At 70.6% G+C, this 23,194-nt stretch carries 21 protein-coding genes; 8 read left to right on the top strand and 13 right to left on the bottom strand.

The window, feature by feature from the left end:
- Positions 1-31: 31 nt before the first annotated feature.
- Both ABEA10_RS13325 and ABEA10_RS13320 read right to left on the bottom strand, forming a co-directional pair.
- The gene (locus tag ABEA10_RS13325; RefSeq protein WP_345462515.1) at positions 32-415 is read right to left on the bottom strand and encodes a hypothetical protein; all 384 of its coding nucleotides are present in this window, start codon (positions 413-415) and stop codon (positions 32-34) included.
- A gap of 85 nt (positions 416-500) precedes the next feature.
- The gene (locus tag ABEA10_RS13320) at positions 501-1,199 is read right to left on the bottom strand and encodes an MmyB family transcriptional regulator (protein WP_345462512.1); all 699 of its coding nucleotides are present in this window, start codon (positions 1,197-1,199) and stop codon (positions 501-503) included.
- A 46-nt stretch (positions 1,200-1,245) separates the two neighbouring features.
- On the opposite strand from ABEA10_RS13320, the gene ABEA10_RS13315 reads away from it, so the two are divergent.
- Positions 1,246-2,376 carry a zinc-binding dehydrogenase gene (locus ABEA10_RS13315; RefSeq protein ID WP_345462509.1) on the top strand — a complete coding sequence of 377 codons (1,131 nt, stop codon included), beginning with the start codon at positions 1,246-1,248 and terminating at the stop codon, positions 2,374-2,376.
- Between the two features lie 6 nt (positions 2,377-2,382).
- Here the strand turns inward: ABEA10_RS13315 and ABEA10_RS13310 are convergent, their stop codons facing one another.
- The gene (locus tag ABEA10_RS13310; protein WP_345462506.1) at positions 2,383-4,269 is read right to left on the bottom strand and encodes a glycoside hydrolase family 15 protein; all 1,887 of its coding nucleotides are present in this window, start codon (positions 4,267-4,269) and stop codon (positions 2,383-2,385) included.
- 232 nt (positions 4,270-4,501) lie between these two features.
- Here ABEA10_RS13310 and ppdK point away from each other — a divergent pair, with 232 nt between their 5' ends.
- Together ppdK and ABEA10_RS13300 are read left to right on the top strand one after the other, a co-directional pair.
- Positions 4,502-7,153 carry a pyruvate, phosphate dikinase gene (ppdK, locus tag ABEA10_RS13305; RefSeq protein WP_345462503.1) on the top strand — a complete coding sequence of 884 codons (2,652 nt, stop codon included), beginning with the start codon at positions 4,502-4,504 and terminating at the stop codon, positions 7,151-7,153.
- Positions 7,154-7,201: 48 nt separating this feature from the next.
- Positions 7,202-8,053 (top strand): YdcF family protein, encoded by an 852-nt coding sequence (locus ABEA10_RS13300; protein ID WP_345463073.1) that lies wholly within the window; start codon positions 7,202-7,204, stop codon positions 8,051-8,053.
- Between the two features lie 16 nt (positions 8,054-8,069).
- Here ABEA10_RS13300 and ABEA10_RS13295 read toward each other — a convergent pair whose 3' ends face one another.
- Complete coding sequence (locus ABEA10_RS13295; RefSeq protein WP_345462500.1) at positions 8,070-9,032, bottom strand: zinc-dependent alcohol dehydrogenase family protein; 963 nt, start codon at positions 9,030-9,032, stop codon at positions 8,070-8,072.
- 107 nt (positions 9,033-9,139) lie between these two features.
- On the opposite strand from ABEA10_RS13295, the gene ABEA10_RS13290 reads away from it, so the two are divergent.
- Positions 9,140-9,775: a TetR/AcrR family transcriptional regulator gene (locus tag ABEA10_RS13290; RefSeq protein ID WP_345462497.1), complete on the top strand. Its 636-nt coding sequence runs from the start codon at positions 9,140-9,142 to the stop codon at positions 9,773-9,775.
- A gap of 39 nt (positions 9,776-9,814) precedes the next feature.
- Here the strand turns inward: ABEA10_RS13290 and ABEA10_RS13285 are convergent, their stop codons facing one another.
- Positions 9,815-10,243 carry a helix-turn-helix transcriptional regulator gene (locus tag ABEA10_RS13285; protein ID WP_345462494.1) on the bottom strand — a complete coding sequence of 143 codons (429 nt, stop codon included), beginning with the start codon at positions 10,241-10,243 and terminating at the stop codon, positions 9,815-9,817.
- Positions 10,244-10,318: 75 nt separating this feature from the next.
- On the bottom strand, positions 10,319-11,263 hold the full coding sequence (locus ABEA10_RS13280) for an ABC transporter permease (protein ID WP_345462491.1): 945 nt from the start codon (positions 11,261-11,263) through the stop codon (positions 10,319-10,321).
- 335 nt (positions 11,264-11,598) lie between these two features.
- Here ABEA10_RS13280 and ABEA10_RS13275 point away from each other — a divergent pair, with 335 nt between their 5' ends.
- Both ABEA10_RS13275 and ABEA10_RS13270 read left to right on the top strand, forming a co-directional pair.
- A complete protein-coding gene (locus ABEA10_RS13275) occupies positions 11,599-12,606 on the top strand; it encodes a chitinase (RefSeq protein ID WP_345462488.1) in 1,008 nt (335 codons plus the stop codon).
- A gap of 80 nt (positions 12,607-12,686) precedes the next feature.
- Positions 12,687-13,637: a chitinase gene (locus tag ABEA10_RS13270; RefSeq protein ID WP_345462485.1), complete on the top strand. Its 951-nt coding sequence runs from the start codon at positions 12,687-12,689 to the stop codon at positions 13,635-13,637.
- Positions 13,638-13,987: 350 nt separating this feature from the next.
- Here the strand turns inward: ABEA10_RS13270 and ABEA10_RS13265 are convergent, their stop codons facing one another.
- From ABEA10_RS13265 to bioB, 7 genes are all read right to left on the bottom strand, one after another.
- Complete coding sequence (locus ABEA10_RS13265; protein ID WP_345462482.1) at positions 13,988-14,539, bottom strand: GNAT family N-acetyltransferase; 552 nt, start codon at positions 14,537-14,539, stop codon at positions 13,988-13,990.
- Positions 14,540-14,560: 21 nt separating this feature from the next.
- A complete protein-coding gene (locus ABEA10_RS13260) occupies positions 14,561-15,031 on the bottom strand; it encodes a hypothetical protein (RefSeq protein ID WP_345462479.1) in 471 nt (156 codons plus the stop codon).
- A 118-nt stretch (positions 15,032-15,149) separates the two neighbouring features.
- A complete protein-coding gene (locus ABEA10_RS13255; protein WP_345462476.1) occupies positions 15,150-16,097 on the bottom strand; it encodes a hypothetical protein in 948 nt (315 codons plus the stop codon).
- Positions 16,098-16,187: 90 nt separating this feature from the next.
- A complete protein-coding gene (locus ABEA10_RS13250; RefSeq protein WP_345462473.1) occupies positions 16,188-17,108 on the bottom strand; it encodes an MmpS family transport accessory protein in 921 nt (306 codons plus the stop codon).
- 95 nt (positions 17,109-17,203) lie between these two features.
- On the bottom strand, positions 17,204-18,676 hold the full coding sequence (locus tag ABEA10_RS13245) for a M48 family metallopeptidase (protein WP_345462470.1): 1,473 nt from the start codon (positions 18,674-18,676) through the stop codon (positions 17,204-17,206).
- A gap of 44 nt (positions 18,677-18,720) precedes the next feature.
- Entirely contained in the window at positions 18,721-19,257 is a 537-nt protein-coding gene (locus ABEA10_RS13240) for a GNAT family N-acetyltransferase (protein ID WP_345462467.1), read from the bottom strand.
- A 3-nt stretch (positions 19,258-19,260) separates the two neighbouring features.
- The gene (bioB, locus tag ABEA10_RS13235; protein WP_345462464.1) at positions 19,261-20,316 is read right to left on the bottom strand and encodes a biotin synthase BioB; all 1,056 of its coding nucleotides are present in this window, start codon (positions 20,314-20,316) and stop codon (positions 19,261-19,263) included.
- Between the two features lie 271 nt (positions 20,317-20,587).
- Here bioB and ABEA10_RS13230 point away from each other — a divergent pair, with 271 nt between their 5' ends.
- Both ABEA10_RS13230 and ABEA10_RS13225 read left to right on the top strand, forming a co-directional pair.
- A complete protein-coding gene (locus tag ABEA10_RS13230; RefSeq protein WP_345462461.1) occupies positions 20,588-21,826 on the top strand; it encodes a deoxyguanosinetriphosphate triphosphohydrolase in 1,239 nt (412 codons plus the stop codon).
- 58 nt (positions 21,827-21,884) lie between these two features.
- Positions 21,885-23,126 (top strand): NAD(P)/FAD-dependent oxidoreductase, encoded by a 1,242-nt coding sequence (locus ABEA10_RS13225; RefSeq protein WP_345462458.1) that lies wholly within the window; start codon positions 21,885-21,887, stop codon positions 23,124-23,126.
- Positions 23,127-23,194 lie beyond the last annotated feature (68 nt).

Raw genomic sequence — 23,194 nt, 5'->3', positions numbered from 1 at the left:
TGCGGTCGCCATCGCTCGCGTACCGCCGCGTTCACGCCCGGGCCGGCAGCGGCGAGCGTTCCAACGCCTCCCGCATTCTGCCGATCGCCGTCCTCAGCGCCGCGTACGGCCGCAGGAACAGGGTCACGTGCGTCAGTTCCCCCGTTTCGGCCCGCTCCTCACGCACGATGCCCTGCACTCGCCGATCCTCGACGCGGGCGGTGAAGGCGTACACGCCGTCGCGCTCATCGCCGTACGCTCCGGTCTGGTCGACCTCTTCGAGCAATTCGGCGATCAACCCGAGGAGGTGCGACGCGTTCGGACGGCCGTGGTAGTCGGCGACCGGACTCGAGAACGTCACGTCCTCGGCCAGGACGTCGTAGAGCGAGTCGCCGTCACCCGACCGCCAGGCGGACAAGACCGAAGAATCATTCATGCCTCTAATATAGAGGCACTGCCGCTCGCTGAGGCGTACGCCTGGTAGAGCCGCACTGCGGCCCGTCTCTCGGGCTCCGAGGGGTTCAGCCGGTGGATCGGCGTGTGGGTGAGCCGGCCTGTTCGGTGGCGGCCCAGGAGGCGAGCAGGCGCAGACCCTCCTCGGAGGGCGATCCGGGCTCGGCGGTATAGATGGTGAGGGTGAGGCCGGGTTCGGCGGCCATCTCCAGGCCCTCGTAGGCCAGAGTGAGCTCGCCGACGACCGGGTGATGGAACCGCTTGGTGCCGGTGCCGTGGTGGCGGACGTTGTGGGCGCCCCAGCGGCCGCGGAACTCCTCGCTGCGGGTGGACAGCTCGCCGACGAGGTCGTGCAGGCCCTTGTCGTGGGGGTTGCGGCCGGCTTCGGTGCGCAGGATGGCCACCGCCATGTCGGCGAAGAGGTCCCAGTCGGGGTAGAAGCGCCGCGAGGCGGGGTCGAGGAAGTTGAAGCGGGCGAGGTTCGCCAGCCCGCTCCGGAGTGATCTTCGCTCGCCGCGAGGTGAGGAACTCGCGGACCTCGTCACGGTTGTCCACACCTCGACCGTACGACCTGCGCGCCGTGGGAGGGGTGTACCGGGAGTACACCTCTCGCTGGTGACTCGCTGACCGCGAGCAGAGCCGGTTACCTGGAGGACGTGGCACTTCCCACCTGCGGCGCGACGGCGCCGCGTCCGGGAAAGCGCCCGTCCGGGACGCACGTACGAGGACGGTGCCGCCGCCCTCGTACCCCCGGTACACGACCGCATACGGGCACCAGCGGCGTGCCCTTTCCTTACCGGAGAAGGAGCCCCCATGCGCGGAGCAGTGATCCACGCTCCCGGCGATGTGCGCTTCGAGACCCTCGACGACCCGAAGATCCTCAAGCCGACCGACGCGATCATCCGGACGGCCGTCACCTGTGTGTGCGGATCCGACCTGTGGCCCTACCGCGGCCTGGAACCGACCGGCGAGCCACATCCGATGGGCCACGAGTACGTCGGCATCGTGGAGGAGACCGGCGGCGCGGTCACCTCGGTGGAGCCGGGCCAGTTCGTCGTCGGCTCGTTCGCCACCTCGGACAACACCTGCGCGAACTGCCGCAACGGCATCCAGTCCAACTGCCTCGACCGGGAGTTCATGAGCACCTGCCAGGCGGAGTACGTGCGCATCCCCAACGCCCACGGGACCCTGGTCGCCACCGAGGGAGTGCCGGGCGAAGAGTTCTGGCCCGGCCTGCTGGCCGTCTCCGACGTCATGGGCACCGGCTGGTGGGCGGCCGAGGCCGCGGAGGTGAAGCCGGGCTCCAGCGCCGTGGTGGTCGGCGACGGGGCGGTGGGCCTGTGCGCGGTGATCGCCGCGAAGGAGATGGGCGCGGAGCGGATCATCGCGATGAGCCGCCACGAGAGCCGCCGGCGGCTCGCCCGGGAGTTCGGCGCCACCGACATCGTCACCGAGCGCGGCGACGAGGGCGTCGCCCGCGTCAAGGACCTCACCGGCGGGATCGGCGCCGACGCGGTGCTGGAATGCGTGGGCACCGCCCAGGCGATGCTGCAGGCCCTGGGCTCGGCACGGCCGGGCGGCGACGTCGGCTTCGTCGGCGTTCCCCACGAGGTGCAGGTCGACGGCCAGGAACTCTTCCACTCCCACGTCGGCCTCCGCGGCGGCCCCGCCCCCGTACGCCGCTACCTGCCCGACCTGATCGACCGCGTCCTGTCGGGACGGATCGACCCGGGCAGGGTCTTCGACCTCACCCTGCCCCTGGAGCAGGTCGCCGAGGGCTACAAGGCCATGGACGAGCGGCGCGCCATGCACTGGCACGGCGCCGCCCCGAACCGGCTGATGGTCCACCTGGCCATCAACGAGAGCGACGCCGACCGCGACGTCGTGCACTGGCTGACCCCCGTCACCGACGAGGAGTACGCCACCGCCCCACCTCGAACGTGAGGGCGGTCAGACGAAGGGCGCGCGGGGTTCGCGGCGTTCGGCGCGGATGACCATCATCACGGCGTTGATCAGGGCCAGGTGGGTGAAGGCCTGCGGGAAGTTGCCCAGGTGGCGGCCGCTGTGCACGTCGATCTCCTCGGCGTACAGCTGGAGCGGGCTGGCGTAGGACAGGATCTTCTCGCACAGGGCGATGGCGCGGTCCAGTTCGCCGATCAGTACGAACGCCGATACGAGCCAGAACGAGCACATCGTGAAGGTGCCCTCGCGGCAGCCGCCGAAGCCGTCGTCGGTCTCGTGGGGCCAGTAGCGGTAGACCAGGTCGTCCTCGGTCAGCTCGTCGGCGATCGCGAAGACGGTCGCGTGGACCCGCGGGTCGTCCGGGGGCAGGAAGCCGACCAGCGGGATCAGCAGCGCCGACGCGTCGAGTGCGGTCGTGTCGTAGTGCTGGACGAACACCCCGCGCTCGTCGACGGCGTTCGCCAGGATGTCGGTGTGGATCTCGTCGGCGGCCTCCTGCCACTCCATCGCCCGGTCGGTGTCGCCGCGGATCAGTGCGAGCTGCGCGCCGCGGTGGGCGGCCACCCAGCAGAAGAGCTTGGAGGAGGTGAAGTGCCTGCGCTCGCCGCGCACCTCCCACATGCCGTGGTCCGGCTCGCGCCAGTGCGCCAGGGAGACCTCGACCTGCTTGACGATGATCGACCAGAGCCGGTCGTCGAGCCGGTCGCGCTTGCGGACGTACAGGAAGATCGAGCCGATGATGCCGCCCCACACGTCGTGCTGTCCTTGCAGGTAGGCGCCGTTCCCGACGCGTACGGGACGGGCGCCGTCGTACCCGGTGAGGTGGTCGAGAACGGTCTCCTCCAGGTTCGCGCGGCCGTCGACCCCGTACATGATCTGCACGTGTCCGCCGGCGGCCTCGGCGACGTCGGCGATGAAGTAGAAGAAGTCGTTGGCCTCCCAGTCGAAGCCGAGCGTGTAGAAGGCCCACAGGGCCATCGTCGCGTCGCGGATCCAGGTGAAGCGGTAGTCCCAGTTGCGGTCGGCGCCCGGCTTCTCGGGCAGTGACGTGGTCGGCGCGGCGACGACCGCGCCGGTCGGCGCGTACGTCAGGCCCTTGAGGGTGAGCGCGCTGCGCTGCAGGTGGCCGCGCCAGGGGTGGTCGGGGAACCTGCCGCGGTCCAGCCAGTGCTGCCAGTGGTGCACGGTCCAGATCAGCCGGCTCTGCGCCTCGTCGTAGGTCTTCGGCGGCGGGTGTTCGCTCCAGGAGAGCGTGACGAAACGGGTGTCGCCCTGTTTGAGGAGCGTACGGGCGGTGGCGAGGGAGCTTTCGAACCCGACGTTCATGTCGGTGGCCAGCCGCAACTCGACGCCGTCGGCGGAGGCGACCGCCTCGTGGTAACCCGGCCCGGCGTACTCCCAGGCGGCCGGCACCCGGCCGTAGTCGAACACCGGCAGGCAGTCCAGGCGCAGCTGGACCTGGCCGTTCACGCAGCGGATCATGCGCAGGAGCACGTGGTCGGCGTCGTAGTCGGTGGGCGCGCGCCGGTGCGTGTGCGAACGCTCGGTCTCGTGGTGCCAGGGACCCATCAGCAGGGTGTCGAGGACGACCAGCCAGCCGCCGGGCGTCCACCAGGTGGTCTCCAGCACCAGCGTGCCGGGGATGTAGCGGCGGGCCGCGGGCACGTCCACCCCGGCCGGGCCCACGCGGAAGTAGCCGGCGTCCCGGTCGAGCAGTGAGCCGAACACACTCGGGGAGTCGAACTTCGGCAGGCACATCCACTCCACGTTGCCGCTCGGTGCGAGCAGCGCGGTGGTCTCGGCGTCGGACAAGAAGCCGTATTCCGCGATGGGGGCGAAGGGCTCGCCCGTGCCCCCGTCCGTCACGGGCCTCATGGCGGCATCATCCCCAGAGACGACGCGGGTATGTCCATACTCGCAGCCGCCCGAAAGTAGATCATCCTCGGGGGTTATTTGGGTATATCGCCGGGAATGTCGGTATTGGAATAGACCACTTTGCCTACTCCGACCTGCGGAAATAACCATGAAAGCCGACAGTGACGGGCGAATCACGGAGAGGTGGGTAGAGTCACCGCATTCGTCGCGCCGGGAGTGAGGAAGCGTCCCAATGCCGAAGTATGTGTACGACTTCACCGAGGGCAACAAGGATCTCAAAGACCTGCTTGGTGGCAAAGGCGCCAACCTCGCCGAGATGACCAACCTGGGCCTGCCCGTGCCGCCCGGATTCACGATCACGTCGGAGGCCTGCCGCTACTACCTGGACCACGAGGCCATGCCCGAGGGGCTCGACGCGGAGGTGGGCCGCCACCTGGAGGCGCTGGAGCGGGAGATGGGCAAGCGCCTCGGCCAGCCGGACGACCCGCTGCTGGTCAGCGTCCGCTCCGGGGCGAAGTTCTCGATGCCCGGCATGATGGAGACGGTCCTCAACGTGGGGCTGAACGACGACTCGGTGCACGGCCTCGCCGAACGCTCCGGCAACGAGCGGTTCGCCTGGGACTCCTACCGCCGGCTGATCCAGATGTTCGGCAAGACCGTGCTGGACATCGACGGCGACCTGTTCGAGACGGCCATCGACGAGGCGAAGGCGGCCAAGGGCGTCGAATCCGACCTCGACCTGGACACGGATGACTTCAAGGGCCTGGTCGCGACGTACAAGACGATCGTCCGGGAGCACGCCGGGCGGGAGTTCCCCACCGATCCGCGCGAGCAGATGGACCTGGCGATCAAGGCGGTCTTCGGCTCCTGGAACGCCCCGCGCGCCATCCTCTACCGCCGGCAGGAGCGCATCCCGGCCGACCTCGGCACCGCGGTCAACATCGTCGCGATGGTCTTCGGCAACCTGGGCATGGACTCCGGCACCGGCGTGGCCTTCACCCGCGACCCGGCCTCCGGCCAGCAGGGCATCTACGGCGACTACCTCCAGAACGCCCAGGGCGAGGACGTCGTCGCCGGCATCCGCAGCACCGTGCCGCTGGCCGAGCTCGAACAGATCGACAAGAAGTCCTACGCCGAGCTTCTGCAGATCATGGAGACGCTCGAGAACCACTACCGCGACCTGTGCGACATCGAGTTCACCATCGAGGGCGGCAAGCTCTGGATGCTCCAGACCCGCGTGGGCAAGCGGACCGCGGCCGCGGCGTTCCGCATCGCCACCCAGCTCGTCGACCAGGAGCTCATCGACGAGGACGAGGCCGTACGCCGCGTGACCGGCGACCAGCTCGCGCAGCTGATGTTCCCCCGGTTCGGCGAGATCGCCGACGACGTCAAGAAGATCACCGAGGGCATGGGCGCCTCGCCCGGCGCCGCCGTCGGCAAGGCCGTGTTCACCTCCGGCCGCGCCGTCGAGCTGGCCGACGACGGCGAGGACGTCATCCTCCTGCGCCGCGAGACCAGCCCGGACGACCTCAACGGCATGATCGCCGCCCGCGGCATCCTCACCTCCCGCGGCGGCAAGACCTCGCACGCGGCGGTGGTCGCCCGCGGCATGGGCAAGACCTGCGTGTGCGGCGCGGAGGAACTGGAGATCGACGTCAAGTCCCGCCAGGCGACCGCGCCCGGCGGCGTGACGATCAAAGAGGGCGACGTGATCTCCATCGACGGCACCACCGGCGCCGTCTACCTCGGCGAGGTCGCGGTCGTGGACTCGCCGGTGGTCCAGTACTTCGAGGGCACGCTCGCGGCCTCCGACGGCGACGAGCTGGTCGCGTCGGTGGACCGGCTCATGCGCCACGCCGACTCCCGGCGCCGCCTGGCCGTACGCGCCAACGCCGACAACGGCGAGGACGCCGCCCGCGCCCGCAGGTTCGGCGCGCAGGGGATCGGGCTGTGCCGGACCGAGCACATGTTCCTCGGCGAGCGCCGCCAGTACGTCGAGGACCTCATCCTCGCCGAGACCAAGGAGGACCGGAGCGCCGCCCTGCGGGCCCTGGAGCCGCTGCAGAAACAGGACTTCAAGGAGATCTTCGCGGCGATGGACGGGCTGCCGGTGACGATCCGGCTGATCGACCCGCCGCTGCACGAGTTCCTGCCCGACCTGACCGACCTGACCGTACGGGTCGCCACCGGAGACGCCTCCTCCGACGACGAGCGGCTGCTGGAGGCGGTGCGCCGGCTGCACGAGCAGAACCCCATGCTCGGCCTGCGCGGCGTACGGCTCGGCGTGGTGATCCCCGGCCTGTTCGGCATGCAGGTACGCGCGATCGCCGAGGCGGCGGCCGAGCTGAAGGAGGCCGGCAAGGAGCCGCACGCGGAGATCATGATCCCGCTCGTCGGCGCCGTGCAGGAGCTGGAGTACATCCGCGAGGAGGCCGAGAAGGTGCTCGCCGACGTCGGCGTCGAGGCGCTGATCGGCACGATGATCGAGCTGCCCCGCGCCGCGATGACGGCCGGGCAGATCGCCGAGGCCGCCGAGTTCTTCTCCTTCGGCACCAACGACCTCACCCAGACCACGTGGGGCTTCTCACGCGACGACGTGGAGTCGGCTTTCTTCGGCCGCTACCTCGAACTCGGCATCTTCGGCGTCTCCCCGTTCGAGACGCTCGACGTCGACGGCGTCGGGCGGCTGGTGCGCATCGCCGCGGAGGAGGGCCGGGCGACGCGACCGGGCCTCAAGCTGGGCATCTGCGGCGAACACGGCGGTGACCCGGACTCGGTCCACTTCTTCCACGAGGTCGGTCTGGACTACGTCTCCTGCTCGCCGTTCCGCATCCCCGTGGCACGCCTGGAGGCGGGCCGCGCGGCGATACAGTCGAAGGGGTAGCGAGCGTCACCGAACCATCGGCCCGTCACACTCGTCTGACCGGTCGTGATGGATGGAGGAGCGATCACCGGACGGCCGGACGGCACCGAACCGACCCTTGAGATCCGCCGGGAGACCGGCGGGTCACCGCGCACGCGGGTCGACCTGCCCCGGCGGCAGGCCGACCCGACACGCGAGGATCTGCCCCGGCGGCCCCGCGCCGTGCCGGAGGCGGACGAACCCGTGGTCCCGTACGAGGAGCCCGGCCGCCCGTACGACGAGGGCGGTGGGGGTGAGCGGCGTCGGCGGCGCGGGCCGTGGCGCTGGGTGGTGCGGACCTTCTTCCTGATCGTCGCGATCGTGGTCGGCACGCCGCTGGCCGCCGGCTTCTACGTCTGGTACGTCGCGCGGGAGGACGTCCGTACGCACTCGGACGCGATCATCGTGCTGGGCGCCACCCAGAACAACGGGACCCCCGGCGACGTGCTCGAATGGCGGCTGCGGCACGCCCTCACCCTCTACAAGGACGGTGTCGCGCCGCACATCCTGACGGTCGGCGGCAACCAGCCGGGTGACCACTACACCGAGGCGGGCACCGGGAAGACCTGGCTCAACGAGCACGGCGTACCGGCGAGCCGGCTGGTCGCCGTGCCGACGGGCAAGGACACGCTGCAGAGCATGGTCGCGGCGGGGGAGGAGTTCCGTAAGCTCCACTGGCACACCGCGGTGATCGTCACCGACCCGCCGCACGAGCTGCGCTCCCGCACCATGGCACGTGCCAACGGCATCAAGGCGGTGACGTCGCCGACGCGCAGCGGCCCGATGGTCTACTCGCGCGACACGCAGGTCCAGTACATCATGCGCGAGACCGGCGGCTACCTGTACTTCCAGCTGATCGGCCGCTGGCGCGACGAACCCTAGGCGGAGCGAGCGGGGGTCATGGCGTCAGCACGATGCGGCCGAACACCTCGCCGGCGTCCATCTTCCGGTGGGCCGACACGGCCTGGTCCAGCGGCAGCAGCTCGTGCACGACCATCTCCAGCTCGCCACGGCCCGCGGCGGCGAACTGCCCGGCCCTCACGGCACGCCGATCGGACACCGGCACGGTGTCGGCGCTGAAGGTGGCGAACGACATCGACTTGCGGAACGCCGCCATCATCGTCATGCCGAAGTCCGCCGGCGGCGGGCCGCCGACCATGCCGACGGCCACCATGCGCCCGTTCGGGTTGAGCCTGGCGAAGAACGAGGGCAGGTCCGCTCCGGCGACGATGTCGACGATGACGTCGTAGCCCGGGGGAGCGTCCGCGTCTCCCTCGCCGGAGCGGTCCAGCACGTGGGTCGCGCCGAGCTTGCGCAGGCGATCGCCGCGCTCGGCCGACGACGTCGTGACCGCCACCGCGCCGGCCCCACCACGAGCGGCGAGCTGGACCGTCGTGACCCCGATGCTGCCGGCCGCGCCGCGGACCAGCACCGACTCGCCGGGGGCGAAGTGGGCATGGGCGAGGGCGAAGTGGGCCACCACCCCCGAGCTCCCGAGCGTCACCGCGTCGACGGCCGACAGGCCCGCGGGCAGGGGGAGGACCTCATCGACCGGGGCGACCGCCTGTTCGACGTAGCCGCCGCCCACGCCGGTGAACGCCCACACGCGCCGGCCGATCCATGACGTGTCGACGCCGTCGCCGACCGCCGTCACGGTGCCCGCCACCTCGCTGCCGGGGATGTGGCCCTCCGCGAAGCCGTAGTCGGCGAGAGCACCGCTGCGGATCAGGACGTCGACGCCGCCGACACCGATCGCCTCAGTGGCGATCAGCACCTGTCCGTCGGCGGGGGCCGGGACCGGGAGGTCGATGACCGCCAGGCCCGAGGGACTTCCGAACGACTGGATCGCTACCGCCTTCAATGCTCGCCTCCATGTACCGGGTTCACGCGGTGTTCTGGGACAACGCCGCGTTTCCATCGGTCCGGACGTTAACGGACGCCCCCGTCCGTTTGGCTAAAGTGAGAGCGGTGACCGACCGTTTGCCTCACATGCTGCGCTCCGACGCCCTGGACAACCGTGAGCGCATCCTCGATGCGGCTCGCGCGCTGTTCGCCGCGGAAGGTCTGAACGTGCCCATGCGGGAGATCGCCCGGCGCGCCGGGGTCGGCCCCGCCACCCTCTACCGCCGGTTTCCGACCAAGCAACTGCTGCTCACCGAGGCGTTCACGGACGAGATGCGGGCGTGTCACGCCATCGTCGAGGAGGGCCTCGCCGAGCCGGATCCGTGGCGCGGCTTCTGCCTGCTGCTGGAGAGGATCTGCGAACTGCACGCGCGCAACCGGGGCTTCACCGCCGCCTTCATGTCGGCCCTCCCCAACGCGATGGACTTCGCCGCGGACCGCGAACGGGTGCTGAAGTCGATCGCCGAACTGGCCGGCCGGGCCAAGGAGACCGGCCGCCTACGCCCCGACTGGGTGCTGGACGACCTGTTCCTCATGCTCATGGCCAACCGCGGCATCCACGCCCCCTCGACGGCCGCCCGGGTCGCGGCCTCCCGGCGCTTCGCCGCGCTCATGATCCAGGCGTTCCAGGTTTCCCCGGAGCACTCGCCGCTACCGCCGGTGGCCCGGTTGGCGCCCCTGGCGCCACGTGAGAACGCCTGACGGCGACAGCGAGCGTCGCGGTCTCCTGGAGTGAGTGCGCTAGGCGGCCGCTTCGCGGTCTTTGCCCGTCGCGCCCCGGGTGGGCCGGGTGGCGACCTTCGCCACGCAGGCGGGCATGGCCGCCATGGCGCCGTGCTCGCGGAGCCGGTAGGCGCTCGGCGTCTCTCCCACGATCTCGGTGAACCGGGAGCTGAACGAGCCCAGCGAGGTGCAGCCGACCGTCATGCACGCGTCGGTCACGCTCATCCCCGCGCGCAGCAGCGCCATCGCCCGCTCGATCCGGCGGGTCATGAGGTAGCTGTACGGGGTCTCGCCGTAGGCCGCCCGGAACTGCCGCGCGAAGTGCGCCGGTGACATGAGCGCCTGCCGGGCCATGGTCGCCACGTCGAGCGGACGTGCGTACTCCCGGTCGATCAGATCCCGTGCGCGACGCAGGTGCGCGAGCTTGGCGAGGTCCTGTGCGGCCATGGCAGGAGAGTACCAATCCGCACCGTCAAAGCGCCGCTGACCTGTTAGGACTGATCGTTCCCCGGAGGTCGCACGTCAGGTGAGGCGTACGCGGGGGTCGAGGATGGCGTAGGCGGCGTCGACGAGGATGTTGGCGACCACGGTGCCCAGGGCGGCGAGCAGCACGACGGCCATGATGACCGGCAGGTCGCCGGAGGTCATCGACCGTACGGTGAGCTCGCCCATGCCCTGCAGGCCGAAGACGGTCTCGGTGACCAGGGCGCCGCCCAGCACCGCCCCGAGGTCCATGCCGAACTGCGTGACGATCGGCGTCAGCGCCGATCGCAGGCCGTGGCGGTAGACCACCCGGCGTTCGGACAGGCCTTTCGCGCGTGCCGTACGGACGTAGTCCTCATCGAGCACGTCGAGCAGCGAGCCACGGGTCAGCCGGGTGTAGACGGCCGACTGCAGCAGCGCGCCCGTGATCCACGGAAGCATCAGGTGGTAGAACCACTCCGCCGGGTCCTCGTGGAGCGGGACGTACCCGCCGAGGGGGAAGACCGGCAGCTTGAAGGCCAGCAGGTAGAGCAGGGTCGCCGCGGTGACGAAGACCGGCACGGACATACCCAGGATCACGACCGTCGTGATGCCCCGGTCCACGACGGAGCGCGCCCGGGTCGCGCTGATGACCCCGGTGACCACCCCGGTGAGGAGCCACAGTACGGCGGCGCCGCAGACCAGCGACACGGTGACCGGCAGCGCGTTCTCGATCAGCCCGTCGACCGGGCTGCGGGTGGCGTACGAGTAGCCGAGGTCGCCCGACAGCAACCGCGTCACGAAGTGCCAGTACTGCAGCGGCAGGGGTTCGTCCAGGCCCATCCGGTGGCGGAGCAGCGCGAGCGTCTCCGGGGTGGCGGACTTGCCGGCGAACCGCGCGGCCGGGTCGCGGGAGGTGGCGAAGAACAGCAGGAACACGACGGTGGTGACGAGCCACATGACGAGCACACCGGACAGGACCCGGCGGATCAGGAAACGAAGCATCGCCCGCGGCCTCCCGTCCGGGGAACAGGGCCATCCACCGACCTCCAGCCGATCAAACCACACGTCGCCGCCGAACGGGGCCTCCATCCCGGGTCCGTTCGTTCCCGAACCTCCCTCCCCGAGGACCGTCCACCGCCGCGCGCCCGGAGTGCCGATGGGCACGATTTTTAGGAAACTTTCCTTTTAGATATTGACGGATCCTGACCGGATCTAGTGCACTCTTGTCAATGCCGCGTCGGCACGGTGCGGGTACGGGGGCGCGCCCGGACGCCGCGACAGCGACTGCCACCCGCGACCCCTGCCCGCCCTCGTGCGGGCGCCCGCTAGGAGGACTCGTGCGTGTCCGCCACCGCGCATGGGCGGCCCTGGCCGCCTGCCTGCTGCTCCTCACCGCCCGCCCCGCGTCCGCCTCGTCCGCTCCCCGCGCGGCGGCGGCTCCGCTGCGCGCCGCGCCGTACTTCATGCCGCTCGACAACGACCCGCAGCCGATCTCCGAGATCACCGGCAACGTCCGGCAGCTCATCCTGGCCTTCGTGCTCGCCCCGTCCGGTGGCGGCTGCACGCCGACCTGGGACGGCACGCGATCCGCGTTGAACGACACCACCGTGAAGGCCGACGTCGACGCGGTACGCGCGGCCGGCGGCGACGTCGCGGTGTCCTTCGGCGGCTACAACGGCGTCGAGCTCGGCGCCGCCTGCCCGGACGCCTCCTCGCTCGCGCAGGCGTACCAGCAGGTCATCGACGCATACGGGCTCACGCACATCGACCTGGACATCGAGGGCGACGACCTCGGCGACGTCGCCGGAGAGACACGCCGGTTCCAGGCCGTACGGATGCTGAAGCAGCACGCCGCCGCCGCGGGGCGCACCCTCGACGTCTCCCTGACCATGCCCGTGACCACGGTCGGGCTGAGCGACCTTGACCGGGCCGAGATCCAGCGGGCGAAGGACAACGGCGCGGACATCGACACGTACGCGGTCATGGCGTTCGACTACGGCGGCCCCGCGGCGACCATGGCGGCCGACGTGGAGAAGGTGATGGAGGCCGCGCACACCCAGCTCGCCGCGCTGCGGCCCGACCTGTCCTCCGACGAGATCTACGCCCGAACCGGCCTGACGCTCATGAACGGCCACACCGACCAGCCCAGCGAGCTGTTCACCACCGGCACCTTCACCACACTGCTCGGCTACGCGAGCGCCCACCACCTCGCCCGGCTGTCGTTCTGGTCCCTCAACCGGGACCGCGCGTGCACCGGAAACGTCGGCTGGGTCGACGGCGCGTGCAGCGGCGTGGACCAGCAGCCGTACGACTTCGCCCGGATCGTCGCCCGGTTCACCGGCTGAGCCCCGGTTCCCGGTCGCGGCGTCCCGCCAGGCCGCGGCCGGGAACCGGTCATCCCCCGCATCGAAAGGTTCCCCGCCCCATGAAGAGAGTCATCCTCGGAGCACTCCTGCTGCCCCTCGCCCTCCTGCTGTCGCCCGCCGCGCCGGCGCACGCCGCCGCGGGCTCCGGGCGGTTCTCCCCGTACGTGGACATCACGATGGCCACGCCCGCGCTGCGGGACGTGGCGAACGCGACCGGCCAGAAACACTTCACGCTCGCCTTCGCCCTGGCCGACAGCGCCGGCTGCGACCCGTCCTGGGGCGGCACGGTCGCGCTGAACGACTCGCGTGTCATCGGTGAGGTCAACGACCTCAAGGGCGTCGGCGGCGACGTGACCGTGGCCACCGGCGGCGTCGCCGGGCCGTACCTGGAGAACACCTGCTCCTCCAGCGCCGCGCTGGAGGACGCGTACAAGAAGGCGCTGGACGCCGTGGGCAGCAACCGCCTGGACGTCGACGTGGAGGCCGCGATCCCGGTGGCGACCGTGAACACGGCGCTCAAGCAGCTGCAGAGCGAGCGCGGCACCGCCATCACCTACACGCTGCGGGTCCAGGGCCAGGACTACGGCGTGGACCCCTTCTCGGTGCAGATCCTGCAGGACGCCGCGTCCCGCGGGCTGAACGTCACGGTCAACCCGATGCTGATGGACTTCGGCTACACGGGCGACTGGGGCAGCGCGATCATCTCGGCCGCGAACGCGACGCTGGCCCAGATGAAGCAGATCTGGCCGGGAAAGAGCGACGCCGACCTGAAGGGCATGCTGGGCCTGACCCCGATGATCGGCAAGAACGACACGGGCCCGACGACCACCCAGGCCATCGCCCGCCAGGTGCTGAGCTACGCCCAGTCGAACCACGTGGGCTACATCGGTTTCTGGTCGGTCGGCCGGGACAACGGTGGCTGCCCGAACGGCAGCGTGTCCCCGACGTGCAGCGGCATCAGCCAGAGCACCTACGAGTTCACCGACATTTTCACGGGCTTCACCGGGTAAGCCGGTTCCGACCGAGCGGAACCGTTCTGTTCGGTCCGGTGGCGACCGGTGCGCGCACCGACATGGGTATCGTCCCCAGGTTGGTCACTGTCCCGCCGCAGCTGGTCGGGAAGTTGTTCAACGTGCAGGCGACCTCAAGGAGCTGATCGGTGTTCGTACGTACGGTCTTGTATCGGGTCAATTTACGCATCTAGGTCTAAATCGGAGAGCTGGCCTTTCCGAAATGCCGCCCGACAGCGGTGCGATAGGGATACCCGTCCATCGATATGTGAACTGTATTACTAAGTCCACAACCGAGTAACGACCGGCCAATCGAAAGGATGATAAGCCCGACGAATCAGATTCAATCTTTAGTTTCCCTCCCAGTCGGCTCTGGTCAGTGCGTACTCGGCCACGCCGTGCTCGGTGCCTTCGGTGGTGCGCACCGTTCTCATGCGTACGAGTTTCAGGCCGGCCTTCTCCAGCACGCGCCGGGAGCCGGCGTTGACCGTCATCGTCTCCGCGACCACGCGGTCGACGCCGAGTTCGGTGAAACCCTTGTGGATCAGCGCCCGCGACCCCTCGGTCGCGTAGCCCTTGCCCCACGCCGGCCTGCGCAGCCGGTAGCCGAGTTCGATGTCGCCGTCACGGGGGCCGTTCCGGTACGGCCGGAAGTGGAACCAGCCCAGGAATCCTCCGGTGGACCTCTCCTCCGCCGCCCAGGCTCCGAGGTCTTCGAACCGCTCGTAGTAGTTGAGGATCGTCGGCAGGATCCGGCCGCGGACCTCCTCGCGGGACGTCGGCCTGCCGCCGGTGAGGAAACGCATGACCTCCGGATCGCCGTCGAGCTCGACCAGGTCGTCCTCGTCGGCCTCGGTGAAACGGCGCAGTGTGAGCCGGCCGGTCTCCAGGAAGACTGACATCTGTCGATTATCGGCTTGGGGTCACTTCCCCGGGCGCAGGGAGATGACCGCTTTGGACCCGTCGGAGGCCACCACGGTCATGACCAGCTGTTGCTTGCCGGTGGGACCGACCCACGATCCGCTGTAGGGAGGTTCCAGCCATTTCAGGCGCCCGCTGCCGCCGATCGGATAGGTGTAGCGCCACGTGGAGTCGGAGGGGTCGAAGGAGAAGGTCTTGAAGCCGAAACGGGGATCGAGCGGGATCTTCGTCCGCTTGGTGACCAGGATCTCGCAGCTTCCGTCGTGACAGGCGCGGACGTTCTTGCCGTCGGCGGCCTGCGGGAAACCGGGGGTCCGCGCCGGGGTCCGCGCCGGGGTCCGGCTCGCGGCGACGGTGGGGCGGACGGGTGTCTCCCGCGGCTTCTGGTCGCCTCCGGATCCGCTCCCGCAGCCGGCGGCGGTCAGGGCGAGGAGGATGACGGCCGGTACCGGCCGCGTCACGCTTCTGTCCATGACGCCGCATGCTCCCATCGACTCGCCGGGACCGGTCCCGATCAGGCGACGGTGATGTCGACGACGCGTCCCCGCTCGAGGCGCCCCTCCCGGGACCCCTCCCGGAATGGCGGGACGCTCAGCCGGCCGGCTCGTACGCGGCGGGCTGGGCGCTCGAGTCGGAGTCGTCCCCGGGGATCCCGCCCTTGCACTCCACCAGGCCGCCCGCCGTGGGGCGCTGCGCGTCGACCGGGACGCCGTCGACCAGGATGAGGCAGCCCACCTTGGTCTTGGCCGAGGCCGTCTGCACCCGCAGGCTCGCCAGGTGAGGCTGGGTTCCCGAGCCCGTCGCCATCGACACCTTCCGTACCCACGGGATGCGGGTGTTCTCCACCGAGCCGCCGCCGTTGATGTCGGTGAAGTCCTCCCACCAGATCGAGGTCGCCCGGCCCAGGCCGATCACCTCGTACTCCACCTTGTGGTTCGTGCCGGTGTCCTTCGTGCCGGCGAGGGGGAGGCGGTGCAGGACGAGGTCGGCCAGGGCCGTCAGGACGCTGCGCGGGTCGCCCTCCTTCTTGCCCCGGACGCCGCTGAGGGTGATGCTCAGCACCAGCCCGCCGCGGCGTACGCGGATCTCATGGGCGTTCTGCTCGGCGGTGCCCACCGCCCAGTTGTCGAACCAGCTCTCGTCGGCGAGGGCCACGACGTTCTTGGCGAGCACCGACGAACGGTGGCCGGAGGCCAGTTGCCGCTTGTGGTCCTCCAGGTCGGCGGCGAAGTAGTACCGGGCGGCCTCGGCGGTGGGCTTCAGGGCGATCGTCATCGCGTCGATCGACTGGTACGTGCAGTCGAGCGTGTTCGTGCGGTCGTTCACCGTGCCCGACACGCCCGCGCGCCGGTCGTGGCCGAGTTCGGCGTAGTCCGCCTTGGTCAGCAGCCCGCACATCTCCTTGGTGACCCGGTCGCCGCCGGACGGCTGCGGCCAGCCGCCCGGCGGCGGCTCGGCGGTCTGGTCGGCGGCGCCTGTCAGACGGCATCCCGTCAGGACGAACGTCAGCGCGAGCGCCAACGGAAGACCACGCCTCATCACCAGGTTCCTCCCATGTTTCGGCAAAGGCCTACAAAGGACGCGAGAGGCGGTCGATCGGTGTACGCCGGTGACGGTTTTTCTTCGCGCTCACTTGGGCGGCGTGAACGGCCGCATGCAGTTCGCGAAGCCACCGACCCTCGGCTGTTGCTGGACCACGGTCTTGCCGTCGACCGAGATGTTGCACCCGATCGCGGCCAGCGGCGAGCTGCTCGTGGCGCTCAGGTTGAGCATGACCTGGGTCTGGCCGGTGTAGATGAGCGGCTTCTCGACGTGCCAGGGCAGCTTGACGTTCTTGAGCGTCGTCACCTCGCCGGACGTGGGGTCGTTGAAGGCGATCTGCCGGGCCCGGCCCGCGCCGGCCACCGCGAACTCGGCCTTGTGCGTCTTTCCCGTGTCGGTCCGGCCGACGTTCGGGATGCGCTGGAGAACCAGCCCGGCGAGGCCGGTCAGCACGGTACGCGGGTCCTTCTCCTTCTTGCCCTTGAGCCCGCTGAGGACGATGCCGACGACCAGCGACCCCCGCCGCACGCTGATCTCGTACTCCTTGAACTGTGAGTTGGCCGTGCCGAGCGTCCAGTAGTCGAACCAGCTCTCGTCGGCGCCCTGGACGACGTTCGTGGCCAGGACCGTCGGGCGGTGGTCCTCGGCGAGCCGCTCCTTGTGGTCCTTCAGGCCCGCGGCGTACTGCACCTTGGCGGCCTCCGCGGTCGGCTGGAGGCCGAGGGTCAGCTCATCGGAGGTCGTGTAGAGGCAGTCGATGGCGTTGGGCGCGTTGTCGACGCGTTTCTGGGAGATGACCGGCAGCCGTTCATGGCCGTACTTCGCGTAGTCGTCATCGGTGAGAAGCCCGCACATCTGCGGGGTGAGCTGCCCGTTCACGGGCTGCGGCCAGCCGCCCTTCGGCGGTCCGCCGCCGCTGTCGCTCGCGTGCCCGCCCGAGGACCCCGACCCACACGCCGTCAGCGCGGCCGTCAGCACCAGCGACACCAGCGTTGCCCCGCGTTTCACCCAAAGCTCCCCGTGTGGACATCCGTTTTTCGCGAACATCCAACCAGCAGACCGGCGGAGACTGGGGTGATCCGCCCGAAGACGTGCGTTTCGCATTAAGGGTGCGCGTCGGCGGTGACGCCAAAACGGGTCAAGCACTCAAATAGGGCATTCACCTGCCGGGGGTCGTCGACCGCGTTCCGTACGATCCCGGAAAGGTCGATCTCCTCGCCGTTCGGGTCGCGGAGCTTCGCCAGGTCCGACCAGGAGAAGACATATCGGGCGCGGCCCGCCTGGATCAGCAGGCCCTCGAAGGCCCGGGCCACCACGCGCGAGACCAGCTCGGCCGTGTCGTCCCCCCGCCAGCCCGCCCTCCGCAGGCGTGCGCCCAGGTCGCCGGCGCCGCCGCCCGCCAGCACCCGCAGGACCGTGTCCACGGTCGGCCGCGGGGTGTTCGTCATCGCGCCGACCGCCTCGAACACGTCCTTCAGCGACTCGGCGTTGGAGGCGCTCCACAGCCCCCGCTCGATGATCTGCGGCCATTCGAGGACCGGCAGCCGCAGCGCCTCCGGAGTCAGCATCGACGCCTGCGTGGCCATCGCGGCCCGCTGCGGGTCGGCGAGGAGCGCGAGCGCCGGCCGGGGGTCGGGGCGTACGGACGGCTCGGGCAGCCGGCCGATCGCGGCGAGACGCTCGGCCAGGCTCGGATGCGAGTCGTACGGCGAGCGCTCCTCCGGGGCGTTCACCACCTTGGCCAGCTCACCGCCCATGCTCGGCTCGTGGAAGAGCGAGTAGAAGCCCGCGAACAGGTCGGCCGGGCGCGCCTGCGCCGGACCGATCATCCGCAGGTGGTTGCCGACGTAGAACTCCCAGGCCGCCGCCGCGGCGCGTACCTTCCGCAACGCGTCGCCCATCGCCCGCCGGCCCGCGACCGTGACGGCCGAGGCGTCCGCCTCCAGCTCCTGCCGGCGGGAGACCGCCTGGGAGACCCGCAGGTAGACCGTCGCGTACGCCGTGAAGAACGTCCGGATGATCGCGTGGTCCCCCAGCCGCTGGATCGTACGGATCAGCGCCGTACGGCCCCGGTAGGTGATGCCGCCGAGGCGCGTGTGCGAGCCGCTGTAGTGGCCGAGCTCGTGACAGAGGACCGCGCGCAGCTCGTCGGCGCCGAGCGTCAGCATCAGCGGGACGCCGACGTACATGTGGCGCCGCCCGCGGATCAGCCCGAGCAGGCGGGCGTCCTCACTGACGGCGGCGTTGACGTCCGGAACGAGACGGATCTCGTCCGGCACCCGCGTGCGGACCCGCCCGGCGAGCTCGGTGACCGTGCGCCACAGCTCGGGCTCGTCCTGCGGGCTCACCGCGACGCCGGGCTGGTCGGCGTCCTGCCGGCGGCCGACGACGAAGACGCCGCGCAGCATCGCCAGACCGCCGAGCGTGGCGACGGCCGCGACCTTGAAGCCGCCCGCGTGGCCGTACCGGACGGCGTAGTAGTCGAGGACCGCGATGCCGGCCGTGATCGCGGCGACGAGGACATAGAACCCCGCGAGAAGCACGACGGCCACCGCCGCGCGGAAAGTCGTGATCATTTGCTGGCCTCAGGGGGAAGTCGCCGACGGGGGATAGCAGGACTTTAAAGGGTCCGGCGCTCCGATGCCTCGGCGCGGCGCTGATAGAGGCTGGCGGTCCAGGGCCCGGGTGCCGTGCCCGCGCCGGGCACGGTGACCTCGACGTCGTCGACGTGCTCGAAGCCGAGGTGTTCGTAGAAGGCCCGCAGCGCGGTGTTGTCCGCGCCGCAGTCCAACCGCAGCCATCGGCGCCCACGGGCCGCGACCAGCTCACCGGCCCAGTCGAGCAGCCGGGCCCCCAGGCCGTCGCCGCGCGCCGCACGGGCGACCGCCAGCCGGTGAACGTATCCGGCGTCCGGCGGTCGATCGCCCCAGAACCGGGCGTCCGCCCAGTACACCGCGAGGGTGCCGACCGGGTCGCCGTCCCGCCAGGCCAGATAGGTGTCCCGCCGCAGCACGGACGCGCGGACGATGTTCTCGGGGAACGGGTGGGGCCACTGATCGACGCCCCGGTCGGCCAGCCAGCCGGCGGCCTCGCTCAGCAGGGCGTTGACCAGCGGTGTCTCCGCCTCGGTCGCGCGGGTGACGGTCGGCGCGGCCACCGGTCAGGCGTTGGAGGGCAGGTCGGTGCCGGCGCCGCGCCGGCGCAGCGCGACCAGGTCGTGCCGCGCGGCGGGCAGGGTCTGCTCGTCCAGGCCCTCGACGGTGAACCCGGCGTCCGCGATCATCTGCCGGTCGTCCTCTCCCGGCTGGCCCTCGCTGGTCAGGTAGTCGCCGAGGAAGATGGCGTTCGCCAGGTGCAGCGCGAGGGACTGCAGGCCGCGCAGGTGGATCTCCCGGCCGCCGGCCAGCCGCACCTCCACGTCGGGGAAGAAGAAACGGAACAGGGCCAGGATCCGCAGGCACCGTGTGGGAGTGAGCTCCCAGCGCCCGCCCATCGGCGTCCCCTCGAACGGGATCAGGAAGTTGACCGGCACCGAGTCGGGGTCCAGCTCGCGCAGGCGTACGGCCAGGTCGACGATGTCCTCGTCCGACTCGCCCATCCCGAAGATCGCCCCCGAACACGGGGACAGCCCCTCGGCCATGGCCTGGCGTACGGTCTCGATCCGGTCCGCGAACGTGTGCGTCGTGCAGATCCGCCCGTAGTTCTCCTCGCTGGTGTTGAGGTTGTGGCTGTAGGCGTACGCGCCGGCCTCACGCAGCCGCGCGGCCTGGCCGTCGCGGAGCAGCCCGAGACACACGCAGATCTCGACCTGCGGCCGCCGGTCCTTGATGGCCTCGACGCGCTCCACCACCCGGGCGATGTCCCGGTCGCCGGGACCGCGCCCGCTGGCCACCAGGCACACCCGCTTCGCCCCCGCCTCGACCGCGCGGTCGGCGGCCTCGGCCACCTCCTCCGCGCCGATCCAGGAGTACTTCAGGATGTCGGAGGACGAGCCGAGCCGCTGCGAGCAGTACGAGCAGTCCTCCGGGCACAGACCGCTCTTCATGTTGATGATCGTGTTGAGTTTGACCCGGTGGCCGAAGTAGTGACGCCGCACCCGCCCGGCCGCCGCCACCACGTCCAGCAGGTCGTGCTCGTCGGACAGTACGGCGAGGGCCTCCGCCCGGCTGGGCGCTTCGCGGCGAATGGCCCGGTCGGCCAGCGAGTTCAGGATCACGCGCCCAATGTAGGCAGCGCGTCGCCGCGGGTACTACGTGCACGGTCCACAAGACCACGGTCGGTGACTTTGTGCTCCGCTCACAAGGCCGGCTTCAGGTGGTTCCGTTGCCCGTGCACGTACGCTCGGAACCCCATGACCGAGCGGAGCGAGGGAACCGAAGACGCGCCCCTGTGGTCACGCCCTCCGGCGAAGGAGGACCCATGACCGAGCGGAGCGAGGGAATCGAAGACGCGCCCCTGTGGTCACGCCCTCCGACGAAGGAGGACTCATGACCTATACCGGACGCGATCGGGAGCGCTGGGCGGACGAGCCGCCGAAGCGGCGCGAGCGCACGCCGTTCGAACGCGACCGCGCCCGCGTGCTGCACAGCGCCGCGCTGCGCCGGCTCGCGGCCAAGACGCAGGTGGTCGAGCTCGCCGCGAGTGACCGCTCCGACCACTACAGCCCGCGCACCCGACTCACCCATTCGCTCGAATGCGCGCAGATCGGGCGCGAGCTGGGCAAGGCGTTCGGCTGTGACCCGGACCTGACCGAGGTGGCCTGCCTGTCGCACGACCTGGGGCACCCGCCGTTCGGGCACAACGGCGAGGCGGTGCTGGACCAGGTCGCCGCGGCGTGCGGCGGGTTCGAGGGCAACGCGCAGAGCCTGCGGCTGCTCACCCGCCTGGAGGCCAAGTCGTTCGCCGCCGACGGCAGCAGCGCCGGCCTCAACCTGACGCGCGCCGCCCTCGACGCCGCGATGAAGTACCCGTGGCCACGCCGGGAGGGCGACCGCAAGTACGGGGTGTACGAGGATGACCGGCCGATCTTCGCCTGGGTGCGCGCGGGCGCGCCGGGGGAGCGGCTCTGCTTCGAGGCCCAGGTCATGGACTGGTCCGACGACGTGGCCTACTCCGTGCACGACCTGGAGGACGGCCTGCACGCGGGCCACGTGCGCCTCGACGCGCTCGCCGACCCGGCCGAACGCCGCGCGGTGTGCGCGCTGACCGCCTCGCTGTACTGCGACGCGTCACCGGACGAGCTGGAGGAGCGCTTCACCGCGCTGCTGGCCGAGCCGTACTGGCCGCCCCGCTTCGACGGCACGCTGCGCACACTCGCCGCGCTGAAGAACCTCACGAGCGAGCTGATCGGCCGCTTCTGCCGCGCGGCGGAGGAGGCCACGCACGCCGCGTACGGAGAGGGGCCGCTGACCCGGTACGCGGCCGACCTGATCGTGCCGCGCGAGCAACGCCTGGAGTGCGCGCTGCTGAAGGGCGTCGCGGCGCACTACGTGATGCGCCGCGAGAGCCACGCGAAGGTCCAGGAAGGCCAGCGCGAGGTGATCGCCGAACTGGTCGAGGCGCTGTCGGCGGACGCGCCGCGCCGGCTGGCCCCGGTGTTCCGCGACTTCCACGCGGCCGCCGCGGACGACGCCGGCCGGCTGCGCGCGGTCGTCGACCAGGTCGCCTCCCTCACCGACACCGCGGCGTCGGCCTGGCATCGGGAACTCCTCGGCCGAACCTCCTGATTCCGGCATCCTCCGCACGAGATACTGGGAGCCACCGTGACCTGACGTGGAGGTGCCCATGCCCGAGGAGACCTTTGTCATCGCCGGAGCGAGTCTGGCCGGGGCGAAGGCGGCGGAAAAGCTGCGCGAGGAGGGATTCGCCGGGCGCGTCGTGCTGATCGGCGACGAACAGCGCCGGCCGTACGAACGGCCTCCGCTCACGAAGGGTTTCCTCGCCGGCAACGACCCGCTCGACCAGGCGTACGTGCACGAGGAGTCCTGGTACGGCGACAACCGCGTCGACCTGCGGCTCGGCACGGCGGTGGCCGCCGTCGACCGCGCGAACCACGAGGTGCGGCTCGCCGACGGGGAGCGCATCGGCTACACCCGGCTGCTGCTCACCACGGGCGCCTCACCGCGCCGCCTCGACGTGCCCGGCGCCCGGCAGGACCACGTGCACTACATCCGCACCGCCGACGACTCCGAGCGGCTGCGCTCCATACTCATCTCCGGGGACCGGCGGGTCGTCGTGGTCGGCGCGGGCTGGATCGGCCTGGAGGCGGCGGCCGCCGCTCGTGGTTACGGCAACGACGTCCACGTGGTCGAGCCGGAGGCCACGCCGCTGCACCGCGTGCTCGGACCCGAGCTCGGTGAGGTGTTCGCCGCCGTGCACCGGCGGCAGGGGGTGGAGTTCACCCTCGGCGACGGCGTCGCGGAGATCACCGAGACCTCGGTCGTCACGGGCAGCGGCACCGAGCTGCCCGCCGACGTCGTGATCGTCGGCATCGGCGCGGTGCCGAACACCGCGCTCGCCGAGGAGGCGGGACTGGAGGTGGACAACGGCGTGCTGGTCGACGCGGCGCTGCGCACCTCCGACCCGGACGTCTTCGCCGCCGGCGACGTCGCGAACGCCCAGCACCCGCTGCTCGGCCGCCGCATCCGCGTCGAGCACTGGGCGAACGCCCTGAACGGCGGCCCCGCGGCGGCCCGCTCCATGCTCGGCCAGGACGTCTCCTTCGACCAGGTGCCCTACTTCTACACCGACCAGTTCGACCTCGGCATGGAGGCCTCGGGCGACTGGGCCGGCGACTACGACGAGGTGGTGTACCGCGGCAAGGACCCGGCCGCGTACGTCTCCGGCGACTCCGACGACCTGGAGTTCATCGCGTTCTGGCTGTCCGGCGGACGCGTCGTCGGCGGGATGAACGTCAACGTCTGGGACGTCACCGACGACATCCAGGCGCTCATCCGCTCCGGCAAGCCGGTGGACAAGGACCGCCTCGCCGACCCCGGCGTGCCGCTCTCGGACCTGGCGAGCTGACCTTCGCCGGTCCAGGCGAGGAGGATTTCTCCGGCGTGACGTCACATCGGGGGCGGCTGTCCTGTCTT

Source organism: Actinoallomurus oryzae, assembly GCF_039541955.1.
GTDB lineage: Bacteria > Actinomycetota > Actinomycetes > Streptosporangiales > Streptosporangiaceae > Actinoallomurus > Actinoallomurus oryzae.
This window is presented reverse-complemented; position numbering and strand designations above follow the sequence as displayed.

Coding starts and splice junctions, on each gene's coding strand:
- ABEA10_RS13325 (WP_345462515.1), bottom strand. CDS start 415: ATGAATGATTCTTCGGTCTTGTCCGCCTGGCGGTCGGGTGACGGCGAC.
- ABEA10_RS13320 (WP_345462512.1), bottom strand. CDS start 1,199: ATGCGGTCGTGTACCGGGGGTACGAGGGCGGCGGCACCGTCCTCGTAC.
- ABEA10_RS13315 (WP_345462509.1), top strand. CDS start 1,246: ATGCGCGGAGCAGTGATCCACGCTCCCGGCGATGTGCGCTTCGAGACC.
- ABEA10_RS13310 (WP_345462506.1), bottom strand. CDS start 4,269: ATGAGGCCCGTGACGGACGGGGGCACGGGCGAGCCCTTCGCCCCCATC.
- ppdK (WP_345462503.1), top strand. CDS start 4,502: ATGCCGAAGTATGTGTACGACTTCACCGAGGGCAACAAGGATCTCAAA.
- ABEA10_RS13300 (WP_345463073.1), top strand. CDS start 7,202: ATGGATGGAGGAGCGATCACCGGACGGCCGGACGGCACCGAACCGACC.
- ABEA10_RS13285 (WP_345462494.1), bottom strand. CDS start 10,243: ATGGCCGCACAGGACCTCGCCAAGCTCGCGCACCTGCGTCGCGCACGG.
- ABEA10_RS13280 (WP_345462491.1), bottom strand. CDS start 11,263: ATGCTTCGTTTCCTGATCCGCCGGGTCCTGTCCGGTGTGCTCGTCATG.
- ABEA10_RS13270 (WP_345462485.1), top strand. CDS start 12,687: ATGAAGAGAGTCATCCTCGGAGCACTCCTGCTGCCCCTCGCCCTCCTG.
- ABEA10_RS13265 (WP_345462482.1), bottom strand. CDS start 14,539: ATGTCAGTCTTCCTGGAGACCGGCCGGCTCACACTGCGCCGTTTCACC.
- ABEA10_RS13260 (WP_345462479.1), bottom strand. CDS start 15,031: ATGGACAGAAGCGTGACGCGGCCGGTACCGGCCGTCATCCTCCTCGCC.
- ABEA10_RS13255 (WP_345462476.1), bottom strand. CDS start 16,097: ATGAGGCGTGGTCTTCCGTTGGCGCTCGCGCTGACGTTCGTCCTGACG.
- ABEA10_RS13245 (WP_345462470.1), bottom strand. CDS start 18,676: ATGATCACGACTTTCCGCGCGGCGGTGGCCGTCGTGCTTCTCGCGGGG.
- ABEA10_RS13230 (WP_345462461.1), top strand. CDS start 20,588: ATGACCTATACCGGACGCGATCGGGAGCGCTGGGCGGACGAGCCGCCG.
- ABEA10_RS13225 (WP_345462458.1), top strand. CDS start 21,885: ATGCCCGAGGAGACCTTTGTCATCGCCGGAGCGAGTCTGGCCGGGGCG.